Annotated in this window: 18 protein-coding genes; 9 read left to right on the top strand and 9 right to left on the bottom strand. The window is 39.4% G+C overall.

Annotated elements, in window-relative coordinates:
- Positions 1–222 precede the first annotated feature (222 nt).
- The 3 genes from J580_RS13690 to J580_RS13680 all read left to right on the top strand — a co-directional run bounded on the left by J580_RS13690 (position 223) and on the right by J580_RS13680 (position 4,459).
- The gene (locus J580_RS13690; protein ID WP_078225155.1) at positions 223–1,782 is read left to right on the top strand and encodes a peptide MFS transporter; all 1,560 of its coding nucleotides are present in this window, start codon (positions 223–225) and stop codon (positions 1,780–1,782) included.
- Positions 1,779–3,581, top strand: coding sequence for an aminopeptidase P family protein (locus J580_RS13685; protein WP_032004564.1), 1,803 nt, complete (start codon positions 1,779–1,781; stop codon positions 3,579–3,581). The genes J580_RS13690 and J580_RS13685 overlap by 4 nt, the downstream gene beginning before the upstream one ends.
- Before the next feature lie 293 nt (positions 3,582–3,874).
- Positions 3,875–4,459 (top strand): anthranilate synthase component II, encoded by a 585-nt coding sequence (locus J580_RS13680; RefSeq protein ID WP_032004562.1) that lies wholly within the window; start codon positions 3,875–3,877, stop codon positions 4,457–4,459.
- A 101-nt stretch (positions 4,460–4,560) separates the two neighbouring features.
- On the opposite strand, the gene J580_RS13675 is transcribed toward J580_RS13680, so the two are convergent.
- Positions 4,561–7,332, bottom strand: a complete 2,772-nt coding sequence (locus J580_RS13675) for a M1 family metallopeptidase (RefSeq protein ID WP_081403650.1) — start codon at positions 7,330–7,332, stop codon at positions 4,561–4,563.
- 7 nt (positions 7,333–7,339) lie between these two features.
- A complete protein-coding gene (locus tag J580_RS13670) occupies positions 7,340–10,072 on the bottom strand; it encodes a TonB-dependent receptor plug domain-containing protein (protein ID WP_032004559.1) in 2,733 nt (910 codons plus the stop codon).
- Positions 10,073–10,429: 357 nt separating this feature from the next.
- Between J580_RS13670 and trpD the strand changes: the two genes are divergently transcribed.
- The 3 genes from trpD to J580_RS13655 are packed head-to-tail and all read left to right on the top strand — an operon-like array spanning position 10,430 to position 13,000.
- Entirely contained in the window at positions 10,430–11,479 is a 1,050-nt protein-coding gene (gene trpD, locus J580_RS13665; protein WP_002118605.1) for an anthranilate phosphoribosyltransferase, read from the top strand.
- A gap of 9 nt (positions 11,480–11,488) precedes the next feature.
- Positions 11,489–12,295, top strand: coding sequence for an indole-3-glycerol phosphate synthase TrpC (gene trpC, locus J580_RS13660; RefSeq protein ID WP_032004557.1), 807 nt, complete (start codon positions 11,489–11,491; stop codon positions 12,293–12,295).
- 9 nt (positions 12,296–12,304) lie between these two features.
- The gene (locus J580_RS13655) at positions 12,305–13,000 is read left to right on the top strand and encodes a Smr/MutS family protein (protein WP_032004555.1); all 696 of its coding nucleotides are present in this window, start codon (positions 12,305–12,307) and stop codon (positions 12,998–13,000) included.
- A gap of 10 nt (positions 13,001–13,010) precedes the next feature.
- Here the strand turns inward: J580_RS13655 and xdhC are convergent, their stop codons facing one another.
- The 3 genes from xdhC to xdhA are packed head-to-tail and all read right to left on the bottom strand — an operon-like array spanning position 13,011 to position 17,877.
- Positions 13,011–13,994: a xanthine dehydrogenase accessory protein XdhC gene (gene xdhC, locus J580_RS13650; RefSeq protein ID WP_032004554.1), complete on the bottom strand. Its 984-nt coding sequence runs from the start codon at positions 13,992–13,994 to the stop codon at positions 13,011–13,013.
- Positions 13,995–14,000: 6 nt separating this feature from the next.
- Positions 14,001–16,376 carry a xanthine dehydrogenase molybdopterin binding subunit gene (gene xdhB, locus J580_RS13645; RefSeq protein WP_032004552.1) on the bottom strand — a complete coding sequence of 792 codons (2,376 nt, stop codon included), beginning with the start codon at positions 16,374–16,376 and terminating at the stop codon, positions 14,001–14,003.
- Between the two features lies 1 nt (position 16,377).
- Positions 16,378–17,877, bottom strand: coding sequence for a xanthine dehydrogenase small subunit (gene xdhA / locus J580_RS13640; protein ID WP_032004550.1), 1,500 nt, complete (start codon positions 17,875–17,877; stop codon positions 16,378–16,380).
- Positions 17,878–18,138: 261 nt separating this feature from the next.
- Between xdhA and folE the strand changes: the two genes are divergently transcribed.
- Positions 18,139–18,687: a GTP cyclohydrolase I FolE gene (gene folE / locus J580_RS13635; protein ID WP_002118643.1), complete on the top strand. Its 549-nt coding sequence runs from the start codon at positions 18,139–18,141 to the stop codon at positions 18,685–18,687.
- A 149-nt stretch (positions 18,688–18,836) separates the two neighbouring features.
- Entirely contained in the window at positions 18,837–19,988 is a 1,152-nt protein-coding gene (gene blaADC / locus J580_RS13630; protein WP_032004548.1) for an ADC family extended-spectrum class C beta-lactamase, read from the top strand.
- A 67-nt stretch (positions 19,989–20,055) separates the two neighbouring features.
- Here blaADC and J580_RS13625 read toward each other — a convergent pair whose 3' ends face one another.
- The 4 genes from J580_RS13625 to hemE all read right to left on the bottom strand — a co-directional run bounded on the left by J580_RS13625 (position 20,056) and on the right by hemE (position 24,504).
- Positions 20,056–21,948, bottom strand: a complete 1,893-nt coding sequence (locus tag J580_RS13625) for a DUF4105 domain-containing protein (RefSeq protein ID WP_032004546.1) — start codon at positions 21,946–21,948, stop codon at positions 20,056–20,058.
- Between the two features lie 61 nt (positions 21,949–22,009).
- On the bottom strand, positions 22,010–22,480 hold the full coding sequence (locus tag J580_RS13620) for a DUF3015 family protein (protein WP_003650547.1): 471 nt from the start codon (positions 22,478–22,480) through the stop codon (positions 22,010–22,012).
- Between the two features lie 149 nt (positions 22,481–22,629).
- Positions 22,630–23,424, bottom strand: a complete 795-nt coding sequence (locus tag J580_RS13615) for a DUF817 domain-containing protein (protein ID WP_032004545.1) — start codon at positions 23,422–23,424, stop codon at positions 22,630–22,632.
- Between the two features lie 6 nt (positions 23,425–23,430).
- Positions 23,431–24,504 carry a uroporphyrinogen decarboxylase gene (gene hemE / locus J580_RS13610; RefSeq protein WP_032004544.1) on the bottom strand — a complete coding sequence of 358 codons (1,074 nt, stop codon included), beginning with the start codon at positions 24,502–24,504 and terminating at the stop codon, positions 23,431–23,433.
- Between the two features lie 301 nt (positions 24,505–24,805).
- On the opposite strand from hemE, the gene J580_RS13605 reads away from it, so the two are divergent.
- Positions 24,806–26,044 (top strand): L,D-transpeptidase family protein, encoded by a 1,239-nt coding sequence (locus J580_RS13605; protein WP_032004543.1) that lies wholly within the window; start codon positions 24,806–24,808, stop codon positions 26,042–26,044.
- Positions 26,045–26,065 lie beyond the last annotated feature (21 nt).

Genomic DNA, 26,065 nt, shown 5'->3' with positions numbered 1-26,065 from the left:
TCTTATCGTAGTTTTACGCTAGTGCTGGCCTGATCAGCTTTGGTGCGCCAAGAGGAATCTTTTCGACTGATAATTTCAACTTTCTAATTTTTTACCATTTGTTATATACCTTTTTTATACATGACCAACTTGCTTTTTCATTTTAAAAAATCTAAAAAATAAAACATAACTTTTTTTTATAATTAAACAAACTAAAAGTTTTGTTTTATCTAAACTACAAATATGTTCAAAGGATTTGAAATGAAGCATGAACTCGAACAATATGACAGAGCTTTTTTCGGCCATCCAAAACCATTAAAAACTTTATTTTTTACAGAGCTTTGGGAAAGATTTTCTTATTATGGTATTCGGCCTTTACTCGTTCTTTATATGATCGCAATGGTTAATGACGGTGGTTTAGGTCTTGACCGTCCAACTGCAGCCGCAATTGTTGGATTATTTGCTGGATCTATGTATTTAATGACCGTTTTTGGTGGCTGGATTGCCGATAACTGGCTAGGTCAGGCGCGATCGGTCTGGTATGGTTCTATTATTATTGCACTAGGTCATTTATCTATTGCCCTCACTACCATTTTTGATCAATTCTTTTTTTATTTCGGTTTAGTCCTTATTGTTTTAGGTACCGGATTATTTAAAACCTGTATTTCAGTGATTGTCGGAACGTTATATAAAGCTCAAGATAGTAGGCGCGATGCTGGTTTTTCCATTTTTTACATGGGGATTAATTTAGGTTCTTTTATTGCTCCTCTTCTTACAGGCTTATTAGCACGTGATCATAACTGGCACTTAGGTTTTGGAATTGGTGGCCTTGGGATGTTAGTTGCATTACTTATTTTTCGTGTATTGGCTGTTCCTCAGTTACAAACTTTTAATGAGTTACGTCAAGAAAATGACAATTGGAATAAACCTGTCGTACAAAACAAAAATGCACCAAAAATTGCTTTCTCCTTTTTACTATCTGTTGCAGTCGTTATTGCTCTTACCTTATTTGGTGTCATTCATATCAATCCGGTCGAGGTAGCAACTTATTTAACAGTTGGGATTGGTATTGGGATTATTGCTTATTTTGCATATTTACTGCTTTTCCTGAATTTAGAACAACATGATAAATTTAAAATTATTATTTGCTTTGTTTTATTAGCAGCCTCTGCCCTATTCTGGTCAGCTTTTGAACAAAAGCCCACAACTTTTACTTTATTTGCACAAGACTATACAGATCGTATGTTTTTTGGATTTGAGATTCCAACTGTATGGTTTGAATCAATTAATGCCCTATTTATTATTATTTTTGCCCCAGTTGCAGCATGGCTTTGGGCAAGACTAGGTAAATCAAATAAAGACCCAAGCTATATCAGCAAATTTATTATTGCATTGTTATTCGCAGCAGGTGGCTTTCTTGTTATGTCTTTTGCTAGTCGTTTCGCAATTGCTGGCGGGCTAGTTTCACCATTTTGGTTAGTAGGAACTTTATTTTTACTTACCATAGGAGAACTGTGTTTAAGCCCAATTGGGCTATCAACCATGACTAAACTTGCACCTGATGTCATACGCGGTCAAATTATGGGGCTATGGTTTACTGGCACAGCTTTAGGTAATCTCATCGCTGGTCTTATTGGTGGACATGTATCAGCAGATAATATTGATCATTTACCGAATCTCTTTATGCGATGCGTTTTGGCATTAGTCGTTGGTGCAATCGTGTTATTTTTATTAAAGAAACCTATTAATAGATTAATGAACAAAAGTACCAGTAAAGTTCAACCTGAGTTGGAAACTATATGAGCGTTTTAACTGTTCCAGAAAAACTTGAGAAACTTCGTCAACTCATGCGCAATCAGCATATTGATGCTTTGATTGTGATGAGTGCCGATCCCCATATGTCAGAATATTTACCAGACTATTGGAAAGTAAGGCAGTGGTTAAGCGGTTTTAGTGGTTCTGTTGGTACGCTTGTGGTGACCCAAAAGTTTGCAGGTCTATGGGCGGATGGTCGCTATTGGGTACAAGCCGAGCAACAACTCGCTGAAACTGGCTTTCAATTACAAAAACTGACCAGTGATGAAACTTCTACACATCTCGCTTGGATTGAAAAAAATCTACAATCAGAATCAGTCATTGTGGTAAATGGGCATACTTTATCCATTCAACAATTCAAAGCACTCGAACATACTGCACGAGTTAATAATTATAAACTTGAAACCCAGCAAGACTTAGTCGGAGAGATTTGGGTAGACCGTCCAGAACTTCCATCAGAAAAAATCCATTTAATGCCTGAAGGGTTAAATGCCCTCTCTCGTAAAGAAAAAATTCAGGCAATTCGCGAGAGCTTAGCTAACAAGAATATTGCGGGTCATTTTATTTCATCTTTAGATGATATTGCTTGGGTTTTAAATGCACGTGGACAAGATGTAGAGTATAACCCTGTATTCCTTTCACATTTGTATATCAGTACTCAACAGGCTGTTTTATTCATTGATAGCAACAAAGTTGATTCAACCTCTCAACAAGCTTTCAAAGCTGATGACATTGAGATTCGAGACTACGAAGATACAGCTAAGTTTTTATCGAATATTTCTGATACCTCGGTACTTTTAGATCCAGCCAAAGTCTCGATTTTTCATGAACAAGCCATCGCAAAAGATATTCAGGTTGTCTACGACATCAACCCAAGTACACTTTTTAAATCGCGTAAGCATGAAAGCGAAATTGCGCATATCCGTCACGCAATGGTTAAAGATGGAGTCGCGCTTTGCCACTTTTTCCACTGGTTAGAGAAAGCACTTCATCATGGTGAAAGTATTTCAGAACTCACTATTGATGAAAAGATTACAGCTTTCCGTGCGCAGCAAGATGGATTTATAGGGCCAAGTTTTTCAACGATTGCTGGCTTTAATGCTAATGGTGCTTTACCTCACTACCGTGCAACTGAAGAGCACTATTCATTTATTGAAGGCGATGGTCTATTGCTGATTGACTCAGGTGGGCAATATGTAGATGGAACAACGGATATTACCCGTGTTGTTCCCGTCGGGACACCAACAGAACAACAAAAACGTGACTCTACTCTGGTTTTAAAATGTCATATTGCTTTAGCAAAAACCATTTATCCCGAAGGTTTAGCTGCTCCGCTACTCGATTCAATTTGTCGCCATACGCTGTGGCAACATGGTTTAGATTATCGACACGGAACAGGTCACGGCGTAGGCTTTGCACTTAACGTTCATGAAGGTCCGCAAGTACTTTCTTATTACGCACCTATACATGCCCATAGCAAATTGCGTGAAGGAATGATTATTTCTAACGAGCCGGGCTTATACCATGAGGGACAATACGGCATTCGTATTGAGAATCTGGTTGCAAACAAACTTCACTCGGGATTTGAAAAAACTTACGGTGAATTCTTAGAGTTTGAAACGCTGACCCTTTGCCCAATTCATTTAGATTGTATCGTTGTTGATATGCTAACGAATGAAGAGAAAGACTGGCTAAATACCTATCACCAAATGGTTCAAGAAAGACTGGCCGAACATTTATCTGGCGATGTTTTAGATTGGCTGATCTATAACACACGTAAGATTTAATCTTCTTGTGTGACCAAGGCAGAATAGTTTTTTATCTCTAAGAAAAGCTTATTCTGCCTTAATTGTACTTATCTATAATTTCAAAAGACTCACTTCTTAAAGCCGTTTTTCTGCAAATTTCTAACGAATGAAATAGTTAAACTGGTTACTTCTTTTTTTGCTATATTAGCCCATTAGAAAGCGGCTTCTTATTTTAAAACCTAAAAAGCCTTTTCTGAAAACGGGTATCAATATGGGTAACTATTTTAGTCACTTATTAAATATATATTAATTATCATGAGGTTAAGTTCATCATGCTTCTAATGATCGACAATTACGACTCTTTTACCTACAACATCGTCCAGTATTTTGGCGAGTTGAATCAGGAAGTAAAAGTAGTTCGCAATGATCAAGTCACATTAGAGGATATTGAACGATGGCAACCTAAATATCTCGTGATTGGTCCTGGCCCTTGCTCTCCAAGTGAAGCAGGTATTTCAATTCCTGCAATTAATCACTTTGCCGGAAAAATTCCTTTGCTTGGCGTGTGTTTAGGGCATCAAAGTATTGGGCAAGCTTTTGGCGGAAAAATTGTAAGAGCCAAAACAGTGATGCACGGACGTTTATCTGATATGTACCATAGCAATAAAGGTATTTTCAGTAATCTCCCTAGCCCATTCTCGGCAACTCGTTATCATTCATTGGTGATTGATCAGCAAACTCTGCCTGATTGCCTTGAAGTAACGTGCTGGACCAACGAAGCAGATGGCTCAATGGAAGAAATTATGGGTATTAAACATAAGACATTGCCTGTCGAAGGTGTGCAGTTCCATCCTGAATCAATTTTGAGTCAGCATGGCCATCAAATCTTTAAAAACTTTTTAGATATTTATGCATAATTCAGCTTCGAATAAGTCATTTTAAAAATGACTGGATTTGATAAGTAACCTGAATAAAAAAGCCAACTAAGATCAGTTGGCTTTTTTCATGGCTGGAACAATTACAACTTTAATTGTTGCACAAGTGATCCATCTTGTTTAGCCACTAAAGATTCGCAGAGTTGAATACGCTCTTTGGTCTGTTTCAATCCTCTTTCAACCCCAACCAATTCTTTAGTTCGTGGTGCAAAAAAGTCATTTAACTGTGCCGCTTGTTGTTGGGTACAAGCTCCCCCACTAAACATAGCAGGGAAACGCCCAGCCGAAGATTTACCTAAACGATCAAACACGGCGTCATGATTTACTTTAAACCAAGACCATAGCCCCCCTTGCTCATCTCCATAATTATTGATTGAGTTGACCACGGTACGAACTTCACCGACTTTAACACGAGGGTTCAAAATCAACTGACGTGCTTGTTGGCGTGTTGCTTCTTGATTTGCTGAACCTAGGGCTGTAAGAATTGCAAGACGTTGTGTCGGTTGAGTCACGCGTTGTAGCTCTCCAGATAAACGATCAAAAGCAGGTTGGCCTTTTTCTTGTACACGTACAGCTAAAATAGTTGGCAATAATTCAGGTGTTACTTGAGCAAAGTTAAGCTGCTTTTGAGCAAAGAGAGCATCTGACTGTTTTAACAGTTGTGTACGAACTTCTGAAATTTGAATATCTAAAGCAAGAAATCTAACCAACTCACTACGCCATAAACTGTCTTCAGCTGGTTCACCTTTTTTGCTGACATAACCCAACTGATTTAATTTAGGTAAATATAAATTAGCTAAGACTTTTCTAAAATGTTCACGTTCAGCTTCTGTTTTCAATACATGACGATAAATCGTACTTAACTGGGAAAACAGCGCTGTACTAATTTGTCGGCTATTTGAATTGGCAAATTTCTTCGCAGCATCTACGACAGCCAATAAATTAATATCACCGTGGTTAAAAGCAGCTGAAATCGCGTAGGCGTAGGCCAACTGTTCAGTATTAGAAAGCTTTTCTGTAGCAGCAGTCAGACGAGTAAACTCTTTTTGTGGCAAACTAAATTGGTAATATCCTGCCGCATCTGCATTTGGAATATACCAACTGCCAAGGCTAGCACCTTTGAGTTCAATCTTGGCTTCTGCTTGATCTACCAATTCACATTGTACTTTACTACCTGCATTTGGAACTTCATAACGTACACATAAAGGTACACCCCACAGGCTTCTTGCATCACCTTTTGAACCCACAGGTAAGTAACGGCTTTGCTTCACATTTAAAAAGACTTTATTGCCTTCTTGCTGTAATGCGGTGTTAATTAAAGGCACACCAGGTTGATCAAGGAAACTTTTCATCGCTCTGGCAAAACGCTCACCTTGTCCAGACTGCTCTGCTAAAGCGCTAATTAAATCATTGGCTGTCGCATTACCATATTGGTGCTTATTAATATAATTGCGTACCCCTTGTTTGAATTTTTCCTCACCTAAGTAGCTTTCAAACATATTTAAAACAGCTGCACCTTTTTGATAAGTGATGCCATCAAAAGCCGTTTGAATATCGGCATTGCTTAAAATAGGTTGACGAATACGGCGCACACTCACCAAGCTATCACTTTTCATCGCATCGGCAGTATCTGCAATACGTTCTAGGTCAGCATTAAATTCCGGATGTAATTTTTGAGTGATTTTACTTTGCATCCATGTCGCAAAAGATTCATTTAGCCATAAATCATCCCACCACGGCATCGTGACGACATCACCAAACCATTGATGCGCCAGCTCATGTGCATTGACATTAAATGAATTCTGTACAAAAGAGACTGGCGAGTCCTTATCTAGCAACATCAAGTAATCTCTAAAAGTAATTAGCCCTGGGTTTTCCATTGCACCAGCGGCAAAGTCTGGTGCTGCCAGTAAATCTAGCTTGTCAAATGGATAACCAAAGGCAAAATAATCTTCTAAAGTTTTTAAAATGGCTGGCGTTTCAGATAAGGCATGCTGCATTTTTTCAGCTTTTACATCGGGTGCAATACCACGTAGCTGGATAGACTGCTTACGCCATGAAGTTGCACCAATATCAGGCCCTTTTTGTAATTGCCAAGGTCCGACAGCCAACGCAAGTAAATAAGTGGGTAGTGGTTTAGTTTGTGCAAAACTGAGTGTTTTCCAACCTGACTTATCTGCTTGCTCCGAAGTTTGTTGGGTATTGGCAAACCCTGAATATTTGCTTGGAATCGTCAAACGAATATTAAACGGCGTTTTAAAACGTGGCTCATCAAATGACGGAAATGACTGGCGTGCACTAATTGCTTCCATTTGAGTCATCACATAAGGTTTACCCTCAAACTCGATTTTATAAATACCGTCAAGTTGCTGGTCATACGCTGCATTAAAATCTAGAACAAGTTGATACTGTCCTGCGGGCAAGGTCTTGGCAAATTTAATTTTACTCACCCCATCTACTTCAGAGGCTTGCTCATATTTTGCCTTGGTTTTAGTACCCTCTGCCGATGTAATACTCACATCTTTCACCGTCAAAGATTTACCATGAATCCAGATGTGATCTGTGGCTTGAGCCAGTTTTAGATGAATCGTAGTTTTACCGGTATAGCCTTTTTGTGCGGGATCAATCTTAAAATCTAAATCATAAGATTCGGGTACGACCCACTCGGGTAATTTACCAATCGGGATTTGTTCACTGTTATTCGATGCAAAAATCTGTGTCGCAGATAAAGATAATAATGTTGTAAGTAGCAATCTTTTTTTAAATGAAGGCTTGACCAGCATAAGGGGTTTTATCCTCTGTAGTTTTAAATAAAAAGATGCAGCAAATGCTGTACCACTTCGCTGCATCCACACATCATTCTTAGAATTTATAGTTAAACTCCAACCAACCTTGACGGCCGAATGGTGAATATGATCCTACCGGATAATACGGCCAACCACCCGTATCATCTCGTTTCACTTTGTCAAACAAGTTATTAATAATGATTGAAGCAGACGCTTTTGGAGATATTTGATAAGTACCGCTCCAGTTCACTAAATACGTTGGGCTTAGATAGGCAGTCTGGTCGCCGTTTGGAATTTTGCCATAACGATTAACTAATACTGTTGATGCCCAATCACCAAAGCTCCAGCTGAGACTGGTATTAAAACGGTCACGCCAATCAGGAATGGTTAAATCTTTTAAATAGTCATCTTTCTCGCCATCTTTTGATTGTTGATATTCATGTTCTAGTACTCGGCTATAATTGATCGTCCAGAGAAAGTTACCAAAGCTGTCTGTTTTCCAGCGCCATCTGCTAGTGAAGTCAATCCCACGGGTATGGTCTGATGCAGCATTAATCGGAACAATATTAATATTCTTAATCACATTTGGATCGACAACTGCATTTGCAGGATTACGCTCTACACGTGCCAATGCATCAATACAGGCCGCAGAGTTAATATCTTGGTTGCCTAAACGACAATCTGCTTCTAAACGTAGAATTTTATCTTCACTTAAATTCGTCACAAGATTATCAATTTTGATATCCCAGTAATCAACGCTGATATCAAATTTATTGGTTGGTGACCAAACAAAGCCTGCACCATAAGATTTACCCTCTTCAGGTTTTAATTCTTTGTTTCCGGTTAAAGTATAGTTTGCCCCAGGCGAGTAATCTTTAAAGCTACATTTATCTAAAGGTTGTCCCGTTTGGCTACAACGTAAATAATCGGTCGTACTTGCGAAATAACCTTTTTGCTTATTTAAGAACAGATAGTTCATATCTGGTGCACGAAAGCTAGTCGCGTAGTTACCGCGCACCAATAAAGTCGGATGTGGTCTAAACTCGAGACCCGAACCGAAAGTTAACTTATCAATGCTGTTATCTGACAAAGCATAACGGTCATAACGTCCAGACAGCGTTAAATTTAATGGTTTCGCTAAAGGCAAGAATAATTCGGCACCGAGTGCTTGGCGTGTACGTGTGCCACTATATTCGCCACTAGAACTTGCATTATAAAACTCACCATTTTCAAGTGCCTGATCTGGCTTAATCGAAAAACCTTGACGTCCAATTTCAGCCACAGCCGCAAGTTTGGCAGTTCCTGCAGGTAACTTAAATACGTCACCATTCGCGCTTAAGCTCAAACTTTGTGCCCATGATTTATCTTTTTCTTTTGTTGTGCCCGAAATACTTTCAAATTCGTTTGCTGTCAGTGGTCGACTTAAACGATCTAAATGAGGTGAATAAATAGGAATACCATCTGCATCTGTGCCAAGTTGCTGACCTAAGAAATATTCATCAACATTCGAACGTAATAAGCCTTGGCGGCGTAGCTGACTGGTATAAATGGAACCATTATAGGCCGCTTCATAACTCCAGCTCGTCTCCCCAATATCGCCTCGAATTCCAAAATTTAAGTTTGAAGAAAGTTCTTTCCATTTTTTATTTACTCGCTCTACCCCGCCTAATTCTTCAGGTGCAAAACGACGATTCCAAATTTCATAATTTCCCGAATCTTGATTTAGGAAATAACCACTTGATCCACCTAAAGATGTCCATGTCGGACCACGCGTATTGTTTTCAATTTGATTGGCGCCAATTAAAAAATCGGCAAACAATTGAGTTTTATCATTTAACTCATAGTCTAAACCGAGATAACCATTTTGACTGCGGTTTTGGGTTTGAACAGTCCAATAAGTTGGTCGAGCCAAACCACTGGCACAATTGTCCGCCCCTGCTTGTCCAATATTACTGACTGAACCTTTGAATAAACCATTAAAGGCCTGACACCCACCAATGGAAAGATATTTTCCAGTATTGGCATTTTTACGACCTACAACTGTATCTGGTTTTTCTCCCAAACGAGTTCGACTCTTCATAAAATCCCGATCGGCTGCCCATATCGGTTCACGGCCGCTGAGTTCAATCCCATAAACAAGACTAAGCTCGTCTAAAGTTTTACTACCACTCAGTTGTAAACGTAAATTTTCACCGCCTTCTTTGGTTCCGCCTGCCTTGATATTAAATTGTGTGCCGTCTGTTTTCTTTTTCAGAATAATATTCACCACACCTGCAATTGCATCTGAACCATAAATTGCAGAGGCACCACCGTTTAATATTTCAATACGATCAATAATAGCAGTTGGAATATTGGCTAAATTCACGAAATTGACAGACCCATCGTATGGCACAGGATAATCTGCAACCCGATGCCCATTAATCAAAGTCAAAGTATGATTCGGTCCTAAGCCCCGTAAACTAATAGCATTAGCCGCAGGCGTAAAAGTATTTCCATAATCGGCGCCTTGTACAAAACCCGTGTTCTGCGTCAGGTTATTAAGCGCATCAAATGCATTACTAAACCCTTGTTTTTCAATATCGGCTGCGGTAATTACGGTCACACTAGTCGGGCCATCTTTTTGTGCTTTTGAAATCCGAGACCCTGTCACAGCAACACGGACTACTTTATCTGTTTTAGCTTGCTTTTGTGGTTGCTCTACAGCTTCTTGCGCATAGCTTTCCAGTGGATGAAACAGTGCAACAAATACAAAAATAAATGAGCGCTTATTTTTTAAAGCTCCTACATATTTCAAGTTATTTAAATACATATTTATTAATAGACAAAATAAAGATCGCCCTACTATATCCACTTTTATTTGGTTGATTTATACGCATTTTTCCTAGATATATTTATGTTTAAGATATACCAAATGGTTAATTATTTATCATAAAAACTCACAACAAACTAAAACCTTTTTCAATGAATAAATTCTGTTTATTAATCAAACTAAAGTAATAAACCAGCAAATTTTTTAAAACTCGTATCGAACAACAAAAATCTTTGGTTATTTTCTGCTAACATAGCTCCCCGTAGCTAGTGAAACATGGAACGCAACAAGCTGAACATCCCACTCTTGATCAACTTCACCTAAAAATTTTAATCATTAATGCTGTAAATCATGACTATGAATATCCAACAGGCGCTCAACCACATTACCAAGAACATTCATTTGACTCAGCCTCAAATGGAAGAAATTATGCGCAGCATCATGCAAGGTGAGGCAACCGAAGCACAAATTGGTGCTTTAATGATGGGCCTACGCATGAAAGGTGAAAGCATTGACGAAATGACAGCTGCTGCACGTGTCATGCGCGAATTTGCGATCAAGATCGATGTGAGTGATATCAAACACTTGGTTGATATTGTGGGTACTGGTGGTGATGGCCAAAATTTATTTAACGTCTCTACAGCTTCAAGCTTTGTCATTGCAGCAGCAGGCGCAACCATTGCAAAACATGGTAACCGTGGCGTTTCAAGTAAATCAGGTTCATCAGACCTACTTGAACAAGCAGGTATTCATCTTGATTTAGATATGCAACAAACCGAGCGCTGTATCCGTGAAATGGGTGTAGGTTTCTTGTTTGCACCAAACCATCACAAAGCCATGAAATATGCTGCTGGCCCACGTCGTGAACTTGGTATTCGAAGTATTTTTAATTTACTTGGCCCACTGACCAACCCGGCTGGTGTAAAGCGATTTGTGATTGGCGTATTTTCAGATGAACTTTGCCGTCCAATTGCCGAAGTGATGAAACAACTAGGTGCTGAACACGTGATGGTTGTTCATTCAAAAGACGGTCTTGATGAAATCAGTCTTGCTGCTCCTACTGCTATTGCCGAACTCAAAGATGGTGAAATTACTGAGTGGACGCTTAATCCTGAAGATGTGGGAATTGAGTCGCAAACTTTAAGTGGTTTGGTTGTCGCTGATGCAACAGCAAGTCTAAAGTTAATTAAAGATGCTTTAAGCAAAAATAAATCCGATATTGGTGAAAAAGCAGCAAACATGATTGCGCTTAATGCAGGTGCAGGCATCTATGTGGCGGGCATTACCAAAACTTATGCTCAGGCTGTTACATTCGCTCAAGATATTATCTATGGCGGACAGGCTTTAGAAAAAATGAGTGTTTTGGCTGAATTTACCAAAACATTAAAGCAATCTCAGGCAGATTAAGGATTTCTCATGATTAATATTCAAAATACCATTTTAGGTAAAATTGTTGACCGTAAACATGAGGAACTTGCTGCGCGTTTAAAACAACGTAATTTGCAAGATGTTGAAGAACTAGCAAAAGCTGCGACTCCAGTTCGAGGCTTTGCAAATGCTTTAAAAAATAAACGCCCTGGTGTAATTGCTGAAATTAAAAAAGCGTCTCCATCAAAAGGAATTATTCGCGCAGACTTTAATCCTGCCGAAATTGCCCAGCAATATGAACAAGCTGGAGCAGCATGTCTATCGGTACTGACCGATGTTGATTTCTTTCAGGGAGCAGATGAAAATATTGCGATTGCTCGCAATCATTGTGCCCTCCCTGCTTTACGTAAAGACTTTCTGATTGACCCATATAATGTAGTTGAAGCTCGTGCTTTGCATGCTGACTGTATTTTATTAATCGTTGCTTGTTTGTCTGACCAGCAACTCGAAGAAATGTCTAAAACTGCGTTTGAACATCAACTTGATGTGTTGGTTGAAGTTCATGATGAAGAAGAAATGGAACGAGCTTTAAAGCTTTCTGAGCAATGTTTATTAGGCGTGAATAACCGTAATTTAAAAACGTTTGATGTAGATTTAAATACATCCATTCGATTGAAAAAATTACTTCCGACCTCACGTTTATTAATCACTGAAAGCGGTATTGCGACACCAGATGATGTGCGTATGATGCAAGAGCATGATATTCACAGTTTCTTGGTGGGCGAAAGTTTTATGAAACAACCCCGTCCAGATCAAGCTTTTACTGCACTTTTTGGACAACCTCAAACGGTTTAATGAAGATATATGAGTAATAAAGATTCATCGCTTTCTAAAGAGCAACAAAAGTTATTGAAGCAATTTAAAAAGCAAATCTCCAATCCTCATTCAAGCAAAATCGCAAATCAGCCTGAGTCTAAAAAAGCTCAGGCTGAGTCTGAAGAATTGGAAGATACACATCTATTTCAACAGGCTGTTGCTGGCGTTAAACGCATCAACAATAGTAATGTTGCCGATGTAAAAACACCTCGTGCCAGAAAAGTCGACGCACAAACTCTAGCGAAACGTGCAGCCGCAGAAGGTGGCCGTGATACCGAGCATGCCGAGTTATCAGATACTCAAGCTGCTTTAAATCCAGTCACAAGCCAAGCAACGTTAAGCTATCGCATTGCGACTCTGCAACATAAGGTTTTTGAAGACTTAAAAGCAGGCAAGATGCGTTGGTTTGAAGCTGTAGATTTACACGGCTGTACCATTGAACAAGCACGTGACGCAGTTTTACAAATTATCCAGATGGCAAAAGATGAAAATCAAAATGTCATCAAAATTGTGCATGGTAAAGGCCCAGAAGCGGTCTTAAAAACCTATGTCAACGGATGGTTACGTCAACACCGTGATGTTTTGGCTTTTGTAAGTGCTCCAGAAAATCAAGGCGGCACAGGTGCTGTTCTAGTACTGCTTAAACGAGCAGAAAAAAATCCGAAGTTCGAACAAAAAAAATGATCCTTTGGGATCATTTTTTTACATCAAACACCTGCAATAATTGAGTAACAACTGCAATGGCAATCGTTGCAGGTTGTTTCGATGAAATCCCTTCTATACCAATAGGGCAAACTAAGCGTTGTAATGTTTCCGGAGTATAACCGCGTACTTGCATACGTTTCTCAAAAATAGCCCTTTTACTTTTTGAGCCAATCATCCCAACATAAGCAAATGGTTTTGTCGTAGGTTTCAAGGCTGCAAAACACAGTTGCAAATCTAATTGATGATCGTGAGTTAATATTAAAATTGCACCTGAACGGTCAAAATGCTCGATCTCGGCTTCAAGCGTATCAGTCGTTAAACATTGCACCTGTTGCAGTAAATCGGATGGGAAAATATCATCACGTGGATCAATCCATTTCACCCGAACACCAATAGGCAATAAACAACGGACGATTGCTTCACCCACATGCCCCGCACCACAAATCAGCACTTGCATGGCATATGCTTGAATCTGCTGGCCAAATTGCCATTGCTCACTGTTGGCAGAATGAAACTCGAAACTTGGTTGTTGTTCCATGTCCATAATCTGCCAAGTGGACACATATTGATGTGAGACGGTACGCCATATATGCCTTCCAGCTCGCCATGCTTGCAAACTCATGGATAAATCTGACGGGGTTACAGCGGGTGATATTTTTTCAAACAATAACCACATCACCCCACCACAACATTGCCCCAACCGAGCACTGAGGTTAAAGCGTTCAATACGCCTCACACAAGTTTCCGATTCTTTTAACATTGCTTTAGCAATATCAATGGCCTGAAACTCTAAATGCCCACCACCAATCGTATCTGACTGCTGCCATTGCTGTTGCAAATTAAACCGCAATAACATTGTTGCACCAACTTCCCGTGGTGTTGAACCATCAGCGCGGACCACTGTGACCAATACCATAGGTAGAGCATCGACTTGCCACGCTACAAAATCAGTCCACCATTGTAAATGTTGCATAATCTTCTACATTTTAGCTTGTGGACGGTTAGCCAAAGCTTGTCCCCGCCCAATCGCAATTGCACGTAAAATTTCTTCGGCAGTTGCCGGAGCATTGAGTACGAGCGGTGCATTTTCTGGAATAGCCGACTGTACAGCCTGACGAATTGCAGAGAAAACAGATAATGCCAACATAAATGGGGGTTCACCTACCGCTTTGGAGCGATAGATGGTATCTGCCTGATTTTGGTTATCAAACAGTTTGACATTAAAAATATGCGGCATATCAAAACTGGTCGGGATTTTGTACGTTGAAGGCGCATGGGTAAATAGGCGTCCTGCGTGCGGTCCTTGAGGCTGCCAATACAACTCTTCTGTCGTGAGCCACCCCATCCCTTGGACAAAACCACCTTCAATTTGTCCAATATCAATTGCAGGATTAATTGACCGTCCAACATCATGCAAAATGTCAGCACGTAATACTTTCATTTCTCCAGTTAAAGTGTCTATTGCGACCTCACTGACCGCTGCCCCATAAGCATAATAGAAAAATGGGCGCCCTAAGTGGTTGACCTGATCATAGTGAATTTCTGGCGTTTTATAAAAGCCACTGTCCCATAATTGCACACGCGCCATATATGCCCGTTGAACCAAGTCAGGAAATGTCCATGAATGGCCATTGGCTGTTGAAACCATACTATCTTCAAACTGGACTTGCTCTGCGTCACTATCACTTATGTTTGCTGCAAGTTTTGCCAGACGCTCTCGAATCTTAATACAAGCATTTTGAACAGCTTTACCGTTTAGATCTGCTCCACTCGATGCTGCAGTTGCCGAAGTATTTGGCACCCGAGAAGTGTCGGTTGCAATTAAACGAACACTATCGATTGGTAAACCCAACTCATGTGCAGCAACCTGCCGTACTTTGGTATATAACCCCTGTCCCATTTCTGTACCACCGTGCGTAATCGCAACAGTGCCATCCATGTACACATAGACTAGTGCACCTGCCTGATTGTAATGCACGGCGTTAAACGAAATACCGAACATTAATGGTGTTAGCGCAATACCACGCTTAATGATGTCATTGCTCTGATTAAAGGCATGAATGCTCTGTTTACGTTTCGCGTAATCGCTACTTTGCAATAATTCGGCCACCAGTCGAGGAGCAACATTATCACGGACTTCTGCCCCATAGTGCATACGGTCACGTCCGGCGCCAGGCTGCTCAGCAAAGAAATTACGCTGTCGAATTTCAACAGGGTCACAACCTAAATAACGAGCAATGTCATCAATAATATTTTCAATGACAAACATGCCTTGCGGTCCACCAAAACCACGGTATGCCGTATTGGAAACAGTATTGGTTTTACAACGTAAGTTACGTAGCTCAACCGCATTTAAATAATAAGCGTTGCCAATATGACAAATCGCACGTTCATTCACAGGCCCAGAAAGATCAGCCGAAAAACCACAATTTGAAGCCAATTGAACCTTCAAACCTTGCAAAACACCACTGTCATCAAAAGCCACAGACCACTCATAAGCAAAACCATGACGTTTGCCTGTAGCACTCATGTCGTCATCTCGATCTAAACGCAATTTACACGGACGACCTGTTTTTTGCGCTGCCAAAGATGCAATGCATGCCCACTGTGCCGACTGTGACTCTTTACCACCAAAACCACCACCCATACGGCGACTTTCCACACTGACCTGATGCATATTCATGCCTAGTGCATGACAAATCAGTAACTGCATTTCGGTTGGATGTTGTGTAGAGCAATAGACTTTTAAGCTCTGATTTTCTTGTGGAATCGCATAGGAAATTTGCCCTTCAAGATAAAAATGCTCTTGCCCGCCCAGTTCAATAGAACCTGATAGTAGATGTGCTGCGTTTTGAAATGCCTGCTCAACTTCACCATGGCTAAATTCTACAGGCGGTAAAACCCACGATTCTTTTTCAATCGCATCTTGAATGGTTAAAATCGGAGTTTCAGGCACATACTCAATTTTTGCTAAGCGAACTGCCTGACGAGCTTGCTGATAACTCTCAGCAACAACCACAAACAAAGCTTGTCCATAAAACTCAACCTGCCCCTCGGCAAAAATCGGGTCATCTTTAACAATTGGTCCCCAATTATTTTCAACCTCGATATCTTTTGCCGAAAAAACTGCATAAACACCATCAGCCTGACGTACGGCATCCAAATCAAACTTACTGATTTTACCTTTGGCACAACTTGAAAATCCGACCGCCAAATGCATGGTATTTTCAAGCTCGGGTAAATCATCAATATAAGTTGCCTGCCCCGTTACGTGTAAATGCGCGCTCTCATGTGGAATCGAGTCGCCTGCTTTAGCTGATTTTTTAGAAATATTTAAGTCAATGGTTTGATTCATGTTAGATCTCCACCATAGCAATCAAGTCATTCACACGAGTGATCGTTTGAGACAGGATTTTTTCTACATAAAACCGCTGTAAACAGTTTTTTGCGACGTGTAAACGATATGCCGAGCTAGCACGTCCATCATCTAAAGGCTGATAGTCTTGCGACAATGCCTCTTGTGCTTGAACCATCAATTCTGCTGTAAGTTGCTGGTCTTCCAATATCGCTTCTGCATATTTTGCACGTTTGGGAATAGCTGCCATACCACCAAAAGCAATTCTTACATTGTGAGCGACATCATCATTATCTAAATCGCATGAAATGGCTGCACATACCGCAGAAATATCTTGCTCAAAACGTTTGGCAATTTTATAGCTGGCAAATTTAAAACGTGTCTGCCCTTCGCGAAGCGGAATAACAATCGCCTCAACAAACTCACCAAGTCGTAATGCTGTTTTTTGATAATCTATATAAAAGTCTTCCAAAGCAATTTCACGAGTCTGTTCACCTACGCGCAAAATCAATCGTGTACCTAGCGTAATTAACGCCGGCATTGAGTCACCAATAGGCGAACCATTGGCAATATTTCCACCTAGTGTTCCTGCATTTTTAATCGGCATGGAAGCAAAACGGCGCTGTAATTCTTGAAAGTCGGGATAAAAATCTGAAATTTTAATGAGTGCATCACTTAAACTGACATTTGCTCCAATCGTTAAAGCATGGTCTGTGACTACAATCTTTTTGAGCTCTTCAACTTGACCGATATAAAGCATATCGCCCAAATCACGGCCCTGCTTTGTTACCCACAAACCGACATCTGTGCTCCCTGCAACAATACGCGCTTGCGGCAACTGCAAGCGTAATACGGCAAAATCCTGCAAAGTCTTTGGTGCAAAGAATTGTTGACCATGATCATTTAAATGTAATGCAGGTAATGTTCTGATCTCTTTTAATACATCAATTACTTTTTGACGTTCTAATACAACACGTGGATAGTCATAAGCTTTTTGTGCTGCATCTAAAATAGGGCGATAGCCTGTACAACGACATAAGTTTCCAGAAAGATAATCACTGATTTTATCTTTGCTTGGAGAATGTTGTTCATTTTCGTACATTGACCATAACGACATGATAAAACCGGGTGTACAAAAACCGCATTGTGAACCATGCATATCAACCATCGCCTGTTGTACCGGATGAAGTGTGCCATCTTGTACAGGCAATAAGCTATGAAGGTCTTCTACTGTAAATAAGGCTTTACCATCTAAAGTGGGTAAAAACTGAATACACGCATTCACACTGCGTAATTGCAGGTTGTCATTGACCAACTCACCAATCACTACTGTACATGCACCACAATCGCCCTCAGCACATCCCTCTTTTGTACCAGTCTGCCTAGTCTTACCAGTTTGGGTATATTCTCGTAGAAATTGTAAAACCGTCATTGTAGGTACTACATTTTCTACTTGCTGCTGACCACCACGGAAAAAGAAGGTGATTGGACGTTCTAACATGTTTTATCCTTATGCTTTATAATAATGCTTCTGTGCAAATATGATGCCATTACGCGATCATTTAGAACTTACCAATATTAAGCGCACATTTCATGTCCAAACACTTGACTATTAACGATAAAAAACATGAAATTTATTCATCTTTTATTAAGCTTGCGCAAAACCAAAATAAATATAGTGCGAGGATTTATGAACATCAGGTCATGTTTCTGATACAATGCCGAGCTTGTCTAATAGAGTAAATTTATACGTCTTATGTCAATGCAGCAATCGTACGCAAATATCCTGACTGCCGTCGGTGAAGATCTTGATCGTCCCGGCCTTAAAGATACGCCTGTGCGTGCGGCTAAAGCTTTTTCATATTTAACTTCTGGCTATAGTAAAACTTTAGAAGAAGTCACCAATAATGCTGTTTTCCCATCAGATAACCATGAAATGGTATTGGTGAAGAATATTGAATTCTATTCGCTTTGCGAACATCATCTCCTCCCATTCTACGGTCGTGTTCATGTTGCCTATTTACCGGAAGGCAAAGTTCTTGGCTTATCTAAATTTGCACGAATTACCGAGATGTTTGCTCGCCGTTTGCAAATTCAGGAAAATCTGACTCAACAAATCGCAGAAGCTGTCGCAGAAGTGACTGGTGCTCGCGGTGTTGCTGTAGTCATCGATTCAGCACATATGTGTATGATGATGCGTGGTGTAGGTAAACAAGAGTCTACAACCCGTACAGTTTCATTTGTCGGCGATTTTAAAACCGACAAAGAAGCACGTCGTGAATTTTTAAGTGCAGTACCAGAAAGCTATTAATCCAGTTTTACTGCCAAAATAAAAGCCCGACGAAGTTGGGCTTTTTTATATCTATTTAAAGCACTTAACCAATAAAACATAACAATTAAATTTGATGATTTTTGTTATAAAAGTACGCATCTTTATTTTTAAACGATTTAGAGTTAATCATGCGATTTAAAAAAATTTCTTGTCTACTTTTATCCCCGCTTTTTATTTTTAGTACCTCAATTTATGCGGGCAATACACCAAAAGACCAAGAAATTAAAAAACTGGTAGATCAAAATTTTAAACCTTTATTAGATAAATATGATGTGCCGGGTATGGCCGTGGGTGTTATTCAGAATAATAAAAAGTATGAAATGTATTATGGTCTTCAATCTGTCCAAGATAAAAAATCCGTAAATAGCAGTACCATTTTTGAGCTAGGTTCTGTCAGTAAATTATTTACCGCGACAGCAGGTGGATATGCAAAAAATAAAGGAAAAATCTCTTTTGACGATACGTCTGGTAAATATTGGAAAGAACTAAAAAACACACCGATTGACCAAGTTAACTTACTTCAACTCGCAACGTATACAAGTGGTAACCTTGCCTTGCAGTTCCCAGATGAAGTACAAACAGACCAACAAGTTTTAACTTTTTTCAAAGACTGGAAACCTAAAAACTCAATCGGTGAATATAGACAATATTCAAATCCAAGCATTGGTTTATTTGGAAAAGTTGTGGCATTGTCTATGAATAAACCTTTCGATCAAGTCTTAGAAAAAACAATTTTTCCAGATCTTGGCTTAAAACATAGCTATGTAAATGTTCCTAAAACTCAGATGCAAAACTATGCATTTGGCTATAACCAAGAAAATCAGCCGATTCGAGTTAATCCTGGTCCGCTAGATGCTCCAGCATACGGCGTCAAATCGACACTACCCGATATGCTTAAGTTTATTAATGCCAACCTAAATCCACAAAAATATCCAGCAGATATTCAACGTGCAATTAATGAAACACATCAAGGTTTCTATCAAGTCGGCACCATGTATCAAGCATTAGGTTGGGAAGAATTTTCTTATCCAGCGCCTTTACAAACTTTATTAGACAGTAATTCAGAGCAAATCGTGATGAAGCCTAATAAAGTGACTACAATTTCCAAAGAACCTTCAGTTAAGATGTTCCACAAAACTGGCTCAACCAATGGTTTCGGAACATATGTCGTGTTCATTCCTAAAGAAAATATTGGTTTAGTCATGTTAACCAATAAACGTATTCCAAATGAAGAACGCATTAAAGCAGCGTATGCAGTATTAAATGCAATAAAGAAATAATCGCCTTAGCTAAACACAAAAAAGAGAAATGAATAATTTCATTTCTCTTTTTTTAAGGGCGTATTCTTTAAAAGAACCAGACATATCCTAGACTTGATTTCATCCAGTCTTGATGGTTTTGTTGTTCATAATCCCAATTTAATCGAACGGCATTATTGCGATTAATCAGATACTGCCACTGCGTATTGACTCTCAAATTCCATTGATTTTGGTCTTCCCAATAGGGCAACTCAATTTGCACCACAGAGTTGAAACGCTCAAACCATTGGTTCATACAACCTAAAGTCGGGCCTACGCCTACACGCCATCCTTTATCTAGATTTGAACCTGTTTGTACGTAGGTCTGTAGTTGCCCATAGCAAATATGTTTGCGCTCATAGTCAGCAAGGCTGTAACCAACTTGTGCATTAAAACTTGCGACGCCGTGCTGTTTGCCTTCACTAAAGCTTCCATCATGAATGGCTTCCTGACGCCAACCTAAATTAAATCCCCAACTCAGCGGTGTTTTAAAAGGTTGAATCGGGTTATAAGAGTTCACTTCTAACAAATCAAGACGTTCTAGTTTTAAATGATCATCTCGCCACTGTGCATTACCATTTAAAAATAGTAATTGAGTACCTGCACGATATCCGCCTTGAGGATCTATTAAGTCATGGTAGGCTTGCCGATGACCAAGTTCGATAAACTTATCACCTTGCACCTCACCAGCTTTCACGGAAAAGTTACGTGCGTTATGGCCTTGAGTCGGTTCCTTTGTTGGTCTTTTTGGTTCTTGACGCTGTTTGTCTAAATCAATCTGACTTCTGAGCGCTAAAAGCTGACGTAACTGCGGCTGAGCAACACTTTCTTCTATTTTTCGGCTAATAAATTGGAGGTATAAATCATCGTAAGCCATCTCTAAAATCTTAGCCTGATCTTGCTCACTAAATGATTTTAAAATCTGAGAAGACTGCTGTGTCGGCATCATCGTAATTTGATGAGCCACCTTCGCCAGTGAAGCACCATGCTGATGAGCTTGTGCCAATAATTGAGTTTCTAAAGCAGGTCGATATACAGGAGCTTTGGTGAGTCCCTGCTGCTGCATTGATTTAATAGTTTCCATTGGAATGGAGGCATAAGTAAATTTTTCTTGTAAGTTAGATTCAGGTTTTACTAAATCCACTAATCCCAACAATCGATAGGCACAGTTATCACTCACAAAGTAATAAGGGAAACTCACATGTTGCATTTCCCAAATGTGAGACACCAAGAAACGTGTTTCCTCAGGAGTTAAATTTAGCTCATATTCCCATAAATCACGGCTTTCAAAATCGCCATATTCTTTTACTTTACGGTAATAAGGCATTAGTGAATATTCACCCGGATACTGCCCTGTTAAGCCTTTCCATGCATATGACCAGTTGTCGTTTCCGGCCACAGTTGCTGCATAATTTACAGCATAAGAAACTAAATTTAATTGTTGCTGATCTTTGGGGTCTAAACGCAATAAAGTGTGCCCAAACATGGAGCTTGGATTGCCCATAAAATCGGTTGCATAAATTAATGTCGCTTTGTAAGGCTTAATCTGTCCAATCCAGTTTTCAAATTCTGAACACTTTATTTGAGGCAATTCATTTTCTTGAATGCCGACTTTTCGTATGAGCCATTGGCTACGTGCAGGGAACTTACAACGAATCGACCGATTATCTTGAGCGGGCATAAATAATGCCGAGATATCCGCTTTCAACTCTTCTTTTAGATTATTTTTTCCATTTTTTGATAGGAAATAGCCAGAATAAGTGACCTCACTTTTCTGGTTTTTATTGGCATACATGAGCCTTTGCCATGTAATGTCTTGATCTAGATTTTGTTGTTCTGCGATTGACCAATATTTTTGAATAGATGGATTTATATCTGCTGAATACGCAATATTCACTGCCAAAGAGGCAAAAACTAAAACAACTGACTTCATTAAGCTCATCAATTTTTATCATTAAATATAAGAAAAACCCTGCCATACGACAGGGTTTTCAGTTTCAAACTTATACGTAAGCTTTTAAAACGTCATCTTTAGCCATTACAGTTTGTAATGATGCTAAAACTTGAAGCGTATTTTGGTTATTTGCAGAATAGATTTCACCAAAGTTTGCTTTTGAAACTTTAAAGAAACGGTCTTTGTCTTGAGGTTTAATTTGCATTAACTCAGCAAGTACGTTCAGGCTTTCACCTTGGCCTACTGCCATATCACGTGCTAAAGCTTCAGCATTTTCATTTGTGAATGTAACCACTTGCGCAGTTACTGTTCCGCCTTGACGGCAGCCTAAAGTACCGAAAGTGATCCCTAGTAATTGGTTAGTAAAAATACCGTTTGTTGTCGCAGCAAGAATTTTAGGCGCTACTCCTTTTTTGCCAGCCCATACTTGTGTACCCACACCACAACCTACGTCGTTGTCAGCCATTGCAACACTTGAACCAGCCGCTAATAACGCAGCTAAAGCTAATTTTTTTAACATAGATGTAAATCTCCAAAATCATTATTGATTGTTTCTTATGTGTTGTATTGTTATGTGTAACTTTTATTACACGCTATTAAAGATAGCGAGATGGTTGTGAATTAGCAATTAAAAAATAAACAATATGATAAAAAGTGCAAAAGAAAAATTTATCTTAAATTCCAGTTACCTTGATTATCTCGATGACCCAATATTTTAAGTACCAGTACTAAACTTAAGAGTAATAATAAATACCATGACCCCAGTTTACCCCAGCCCACCATATGCCAAGCATCTACCTGACTTGGATAGAGCCAGATTTTATAAAAAGTACTAATATTTTCAGCAATCCAGATGAGAAAAGCGAGTGTAAACAATACAGGCAACATCGGGATTTTAAATTTATGTTCATTGAGCTGAAAATAAAGCTTAGTCTTCCAAAAAATAAAAATACTGATCGCAAATAAAATATATCGGATATCAGGTACAAAAAATTTACTCATAAAGTTTATATATGAGAAAAATGCCAGTAAAAGCATCGTTCCAAAACTTGGGAGCTTTTCAAAAGAAACTTGAAACAGTCGAATTGATCGTGCAAAAAAACTACCTACAGCCGAATACATAAAGCCTGCAAATAAAGGCACAGTTAAAATTTTAAATACCGCAGGCTGAGGATATTGCCATGATGCAATCGCGGGATGCGTTAAAAATATTTCCATGACCATCGCCATGACATGAAATAAAGCAATAACTTTGGCTTCTGCCCATGATTCAAGCTTTAAATAAAGTAAGCAGATCTGGATTAACAATGCATAGATAAGTAAATAATCATAGCGATAAAAACCCATATATTCATGGCTTCCCATCGGCGCTGTTAAAGCAAAAGCAATTAAAAGCAGAATACCAAACAAGGCTGCCGAAACAGCCTTGCCGATAAAATGAATGGGTAAAATCAGATGGCGCACAAAAAACTATCCTAGATATTTAGCACTATACTCATGCACTGTATCTACAAAGATTTTTGGTTGCGCAGGGTCTACCCACTGGGTAATACCGTGGCCTAAGTTAGCAACGTAACCTGTTTTTTCACCGTTTGCGTAAGCATCGTCTAACATTGCTTTTACTGCTTTTTCAATTGAAGCAGCCGAGCCATATAAAACAGCAGGATCAAGATTGCCTTGTAACGCTACACGCCCAGAGACAGCATTTCGAGCTGTATTAAGCGGAGTAGTCCAATCAAGTCCTAATGCATCTGCACCAGTGGTAATCATTGGCTCTAACCATTGACCGCCACCTTTGGTGAACACAATAACAGGAATACGTCGGCCGTCTTTCTCACGCTGTAAACCTGCAATGATTTTATTCATGTAATTTAAAGAGAATTCGACGTATTCGCGGTGTGCTAATGCCCCGCCCCAGCTATCAAAGATCTGAATAGCCTGAGCACCTGCATCAATTTGAGCATTTAAATAATCAATGACTGAATCTGCTAAATGATCAAGTAAGGCATGCAAAACTTCTGGTTGTGCGTACATCATCTGCTTGGTGAAACGGAACTCTTTACTTGAACCACCTTCAACCATATACGTTGCAAGCGTCCAAGGACTACCAGAGAAACCAATCAGTGGAACTTGGCCACCTAAAGCAGAACGAATTGTACTTACCGCATTCATTACATAATCAAGGTCTGATTTTGCATTTAACTTGGGTAAATTCGCCACATCTTGTTCAGTACGTACCGTTTTTTGAAACTTAGGGCCTTCACCCGTTTCAAAATAAAGCCCTAAACCTAATGCATCTGGAATTGTTAAAATATCTGAAAATAAAATCGCTGCGTCTAAGTCGTAACGGCGTAAAGGCTGCAAAGTCACTTCGCAAGCAAATTCTGTATTTTTACATAGAGATAGAAAGTCGCCTGCTTTTGAACGTGTTTCACGATATTCAGGCAAATAACGTCCTGCTTGACGCATCATCCATACCGGTGTGGTATCTACAGGTTCGCGTAACAAAGCTCGTAGGAAACGATCATTTTTCAAAGTCGTCATTACCAATCTCTATATTCTTTATGTGGCAGCATCATATCAAAAACATAAAGATTTTTATAATTTCAATTTCACACAAAAAACTCGTCAATCTACTAAAAAATGCATATTTACACAAAAGTCTACTGCAAGCAGCAAGGTTTTCTGCAATACTTGCAACATGTTACATCGGGTCTATTGATATTCTTTTAACCACTAAATTGCCAATCTTGAACTCATAGAGATGAGTTATTGGTAGTTTTATGCACTTTTAGATTAGATCAAGTCCCTATTGCTTATATGAAAATTCTTAAGGTTGAATTACATGTTTGTTCGCTCATTACTCGCTATGAGTTTAAGTTGTATTATTGCTAATGTTGCTTTTGCTGCTTCAACAACTGAGCAACCCCTGAACCCTAAAAAGGTATCAGCTCCTGTAGAAGATCCGATTGATCCTTTAGCAGTAGATGCAGCTTCAACTGTAAAAGCTCAAGCTTCGACACAAATTACCGCTCAAGAACAAAATGACCTAAATCGAGCGTCAACAACATTACAAAATTTGCAAAAAACTGAAGACCCAAATGCCGAGTCTGGTATTGCTGCATCTACACCAGTAGCAGCTAAAACCACAACTGCCTCTGCTACAGCACAAGTACCTGCTGCGTCATGGACTTTAGATAGCTTAAACTCGGCTGAATGGTCTGAAAATATTGGTAAAGGCCAACTTCCAGTTTATGCTCGTGCGCATGTTATGCTCAATAATGCACATGCATCGCCAGGTGCGATTGACGGCATGAGCGGTAAAAACACATTAAAAGCAATCTCTTCATTCCAACAAATGAATGGTTTATCACCTACTGGTGAACTGACTAAAGAAACTTGGGATGTATTAGTTGCTAAACAAACCAAGCCAGCATTTATTGAATACACAATTTCTGATGCTGATTTAAAAGGTCCATATGCTGAGTCAATTCCTTCTGACTACGCATTACAGGCCAAAATGAAAGGTTTGTACTACACTCGTGTTAGCGAAATGTTGGGTGAGAAGTTTCATATTGATGAAGCTTTCTTAAAGAAAATTAACCCAACTGCGACATTCAAAAAAGCGGGTGAAAAAATCATTGTTCCAAACGTACGCAATGATTTACCAGAAGACATTCATTTGATTATTGCGCATAAGGGTGCAAAACAACTGTACCTCTTCAACAGTCGTAACCAAATGATTGCGTCATTTCCTGCAACAATTGGCAGTACTGATACGCCTTCTCCGACCGGTACTTACAAGGTAGTTGGTGTAGCACGTAACCCTTGGTATAGCTACTCACCTTCTAACTTCGTACAAGGTAAAAACTTAAAACCGCTTTCTTTACCACCTGGCCCAAATGCTCCTGTAGGTAATATCTGGATTGGTTTAAGTAAAAAATCTTTTGGTATTCACGGTACACCAAACCCGTCTTTAATTTCTAAAACTGCATCACATGGTTGTATCCGTTTAACTAACTGGGATGCTAACGATTTAGGTAATAAAGTACGTTCTGGCGTAACCGTTAAATTCTTAGAATAATCCTCTTAAATAAAAGAGCCT

The organism is Acinetobacter sp. 1542444 (genome assembly GCF_000581835.1).
Classification (GTDB): domain Bacteria; phylum Pseudomonadota; class Gammaproteobacteria; order Pseudomonadales; family Moraxellaceae; genus Acinetobacter; species Acinetobacter pittii.
The sequence above is the reverse complement of the archived record's forward strand: the minus strand, read 5'-3'. Positions and strand labels throughout refer to the sequence as shown.

Coding starts and splice junctions, on each gene's coding strand:
- J580_RS13690 (WP_078225155.1), top strand. CDS start 223: ATGTTCAAAGGATTTGAAATGAAGCATGAACTCGAACAATATGACAGA.
- J580_RS13685 (WP_032004564.1), top strand. CDS start 1,779: ATGAGCGTTTTAACTGTTCCAGAAAAACTTGAGAAACTTCGTCAACTC.
- J580_RS13680 (WP_032004562.1), top strand. CDS start 3,875: ATGCTTCTAATGATCGACAATTACGACTCTTTTACCTACAACATCGTC.
- J580_RS13670 (WP_032004559.1), bottom strand. CDS start 10,072: ATGTATTTAAATAACTTGAAATATGTAGGAGCTTTAAAAAATAAGCGC.
- trpD (WP_002118605.1), top strand. CDS start 10,430: ATGAATATCCAACAGGCGCTCAACCACATTACCAAGAACATTCATTTG.
- trpC (WP_032004557.1), top strand. CDS start 11,489: ATGATTAATATTCAAAATACCATTTTAGGTAAAATTGTTGACCGTAAA.
- J580_RS13655 (WP_032004555.1), top strand. CDS start 12,305: ATGAGTAATAAAGATTCATCGCTTTCTAAAGAGCAACAAAAGTTATTG.
- xdhC (WP_032004554.1), bottom strand. CDS start 13,994: ATGCAACATTTACAATGGTGGACTGATTTTGTAGCGTGGCAAGTCGAT.
- xdhB (WP_032004552.1), bottom strand. CDS start 16,376: ATGAATCAAACCATTGACTTAAATATTTCTAAAAAATCAGCTAAAGCA.
- xdhA (WP_032004550.1), bottom strand. CDS start 17,877: ATGTTAGAACGTCCAATCACCTTCTTTTTCCGTGGTGGTCAGCAGCAA.
- folE (WP_002118643.1), top strand. CDS start 18,139: ATGCAGCAATCGTACGCAAATATCCTGACTGCCGTCGGTGAAGATCTT.
- blaADC (WP_032004548.1), top strand. CDS start 18,837: ATGCGATTTAAAAAAATTTCTTGTCTACTTTTATCCCCGCTTTTTATT.
- J580_RS13625 (WP_032004546.1), bottom strand. CDS start 21,948: ATGAGCTTAATGAAGTCAGTTGTTTTAGTTTTTGCCTCTTTGGCAGTG.
- J580_RS13620 (WP_003650547.1), bottom strand. CDS start 22,480: ATGTTAAAAAAATTAGCTTTAGCTGCGTTATTAGCGGCTGGTTCAAGT.
- hemE (WP_032004544.1), bottom strand. CDS start 24,504: ATGACGACTTTGAAAAATGATCGTTTCCTACGAGCTTTGTTACGCGAA.
- J580_RS13605 (WP_032004543.1), top strand. CDS start 24,806: ATGTTTGTTCGCTCATTACTCGCTATGAGTTTAAGTTGTATTATTGCT.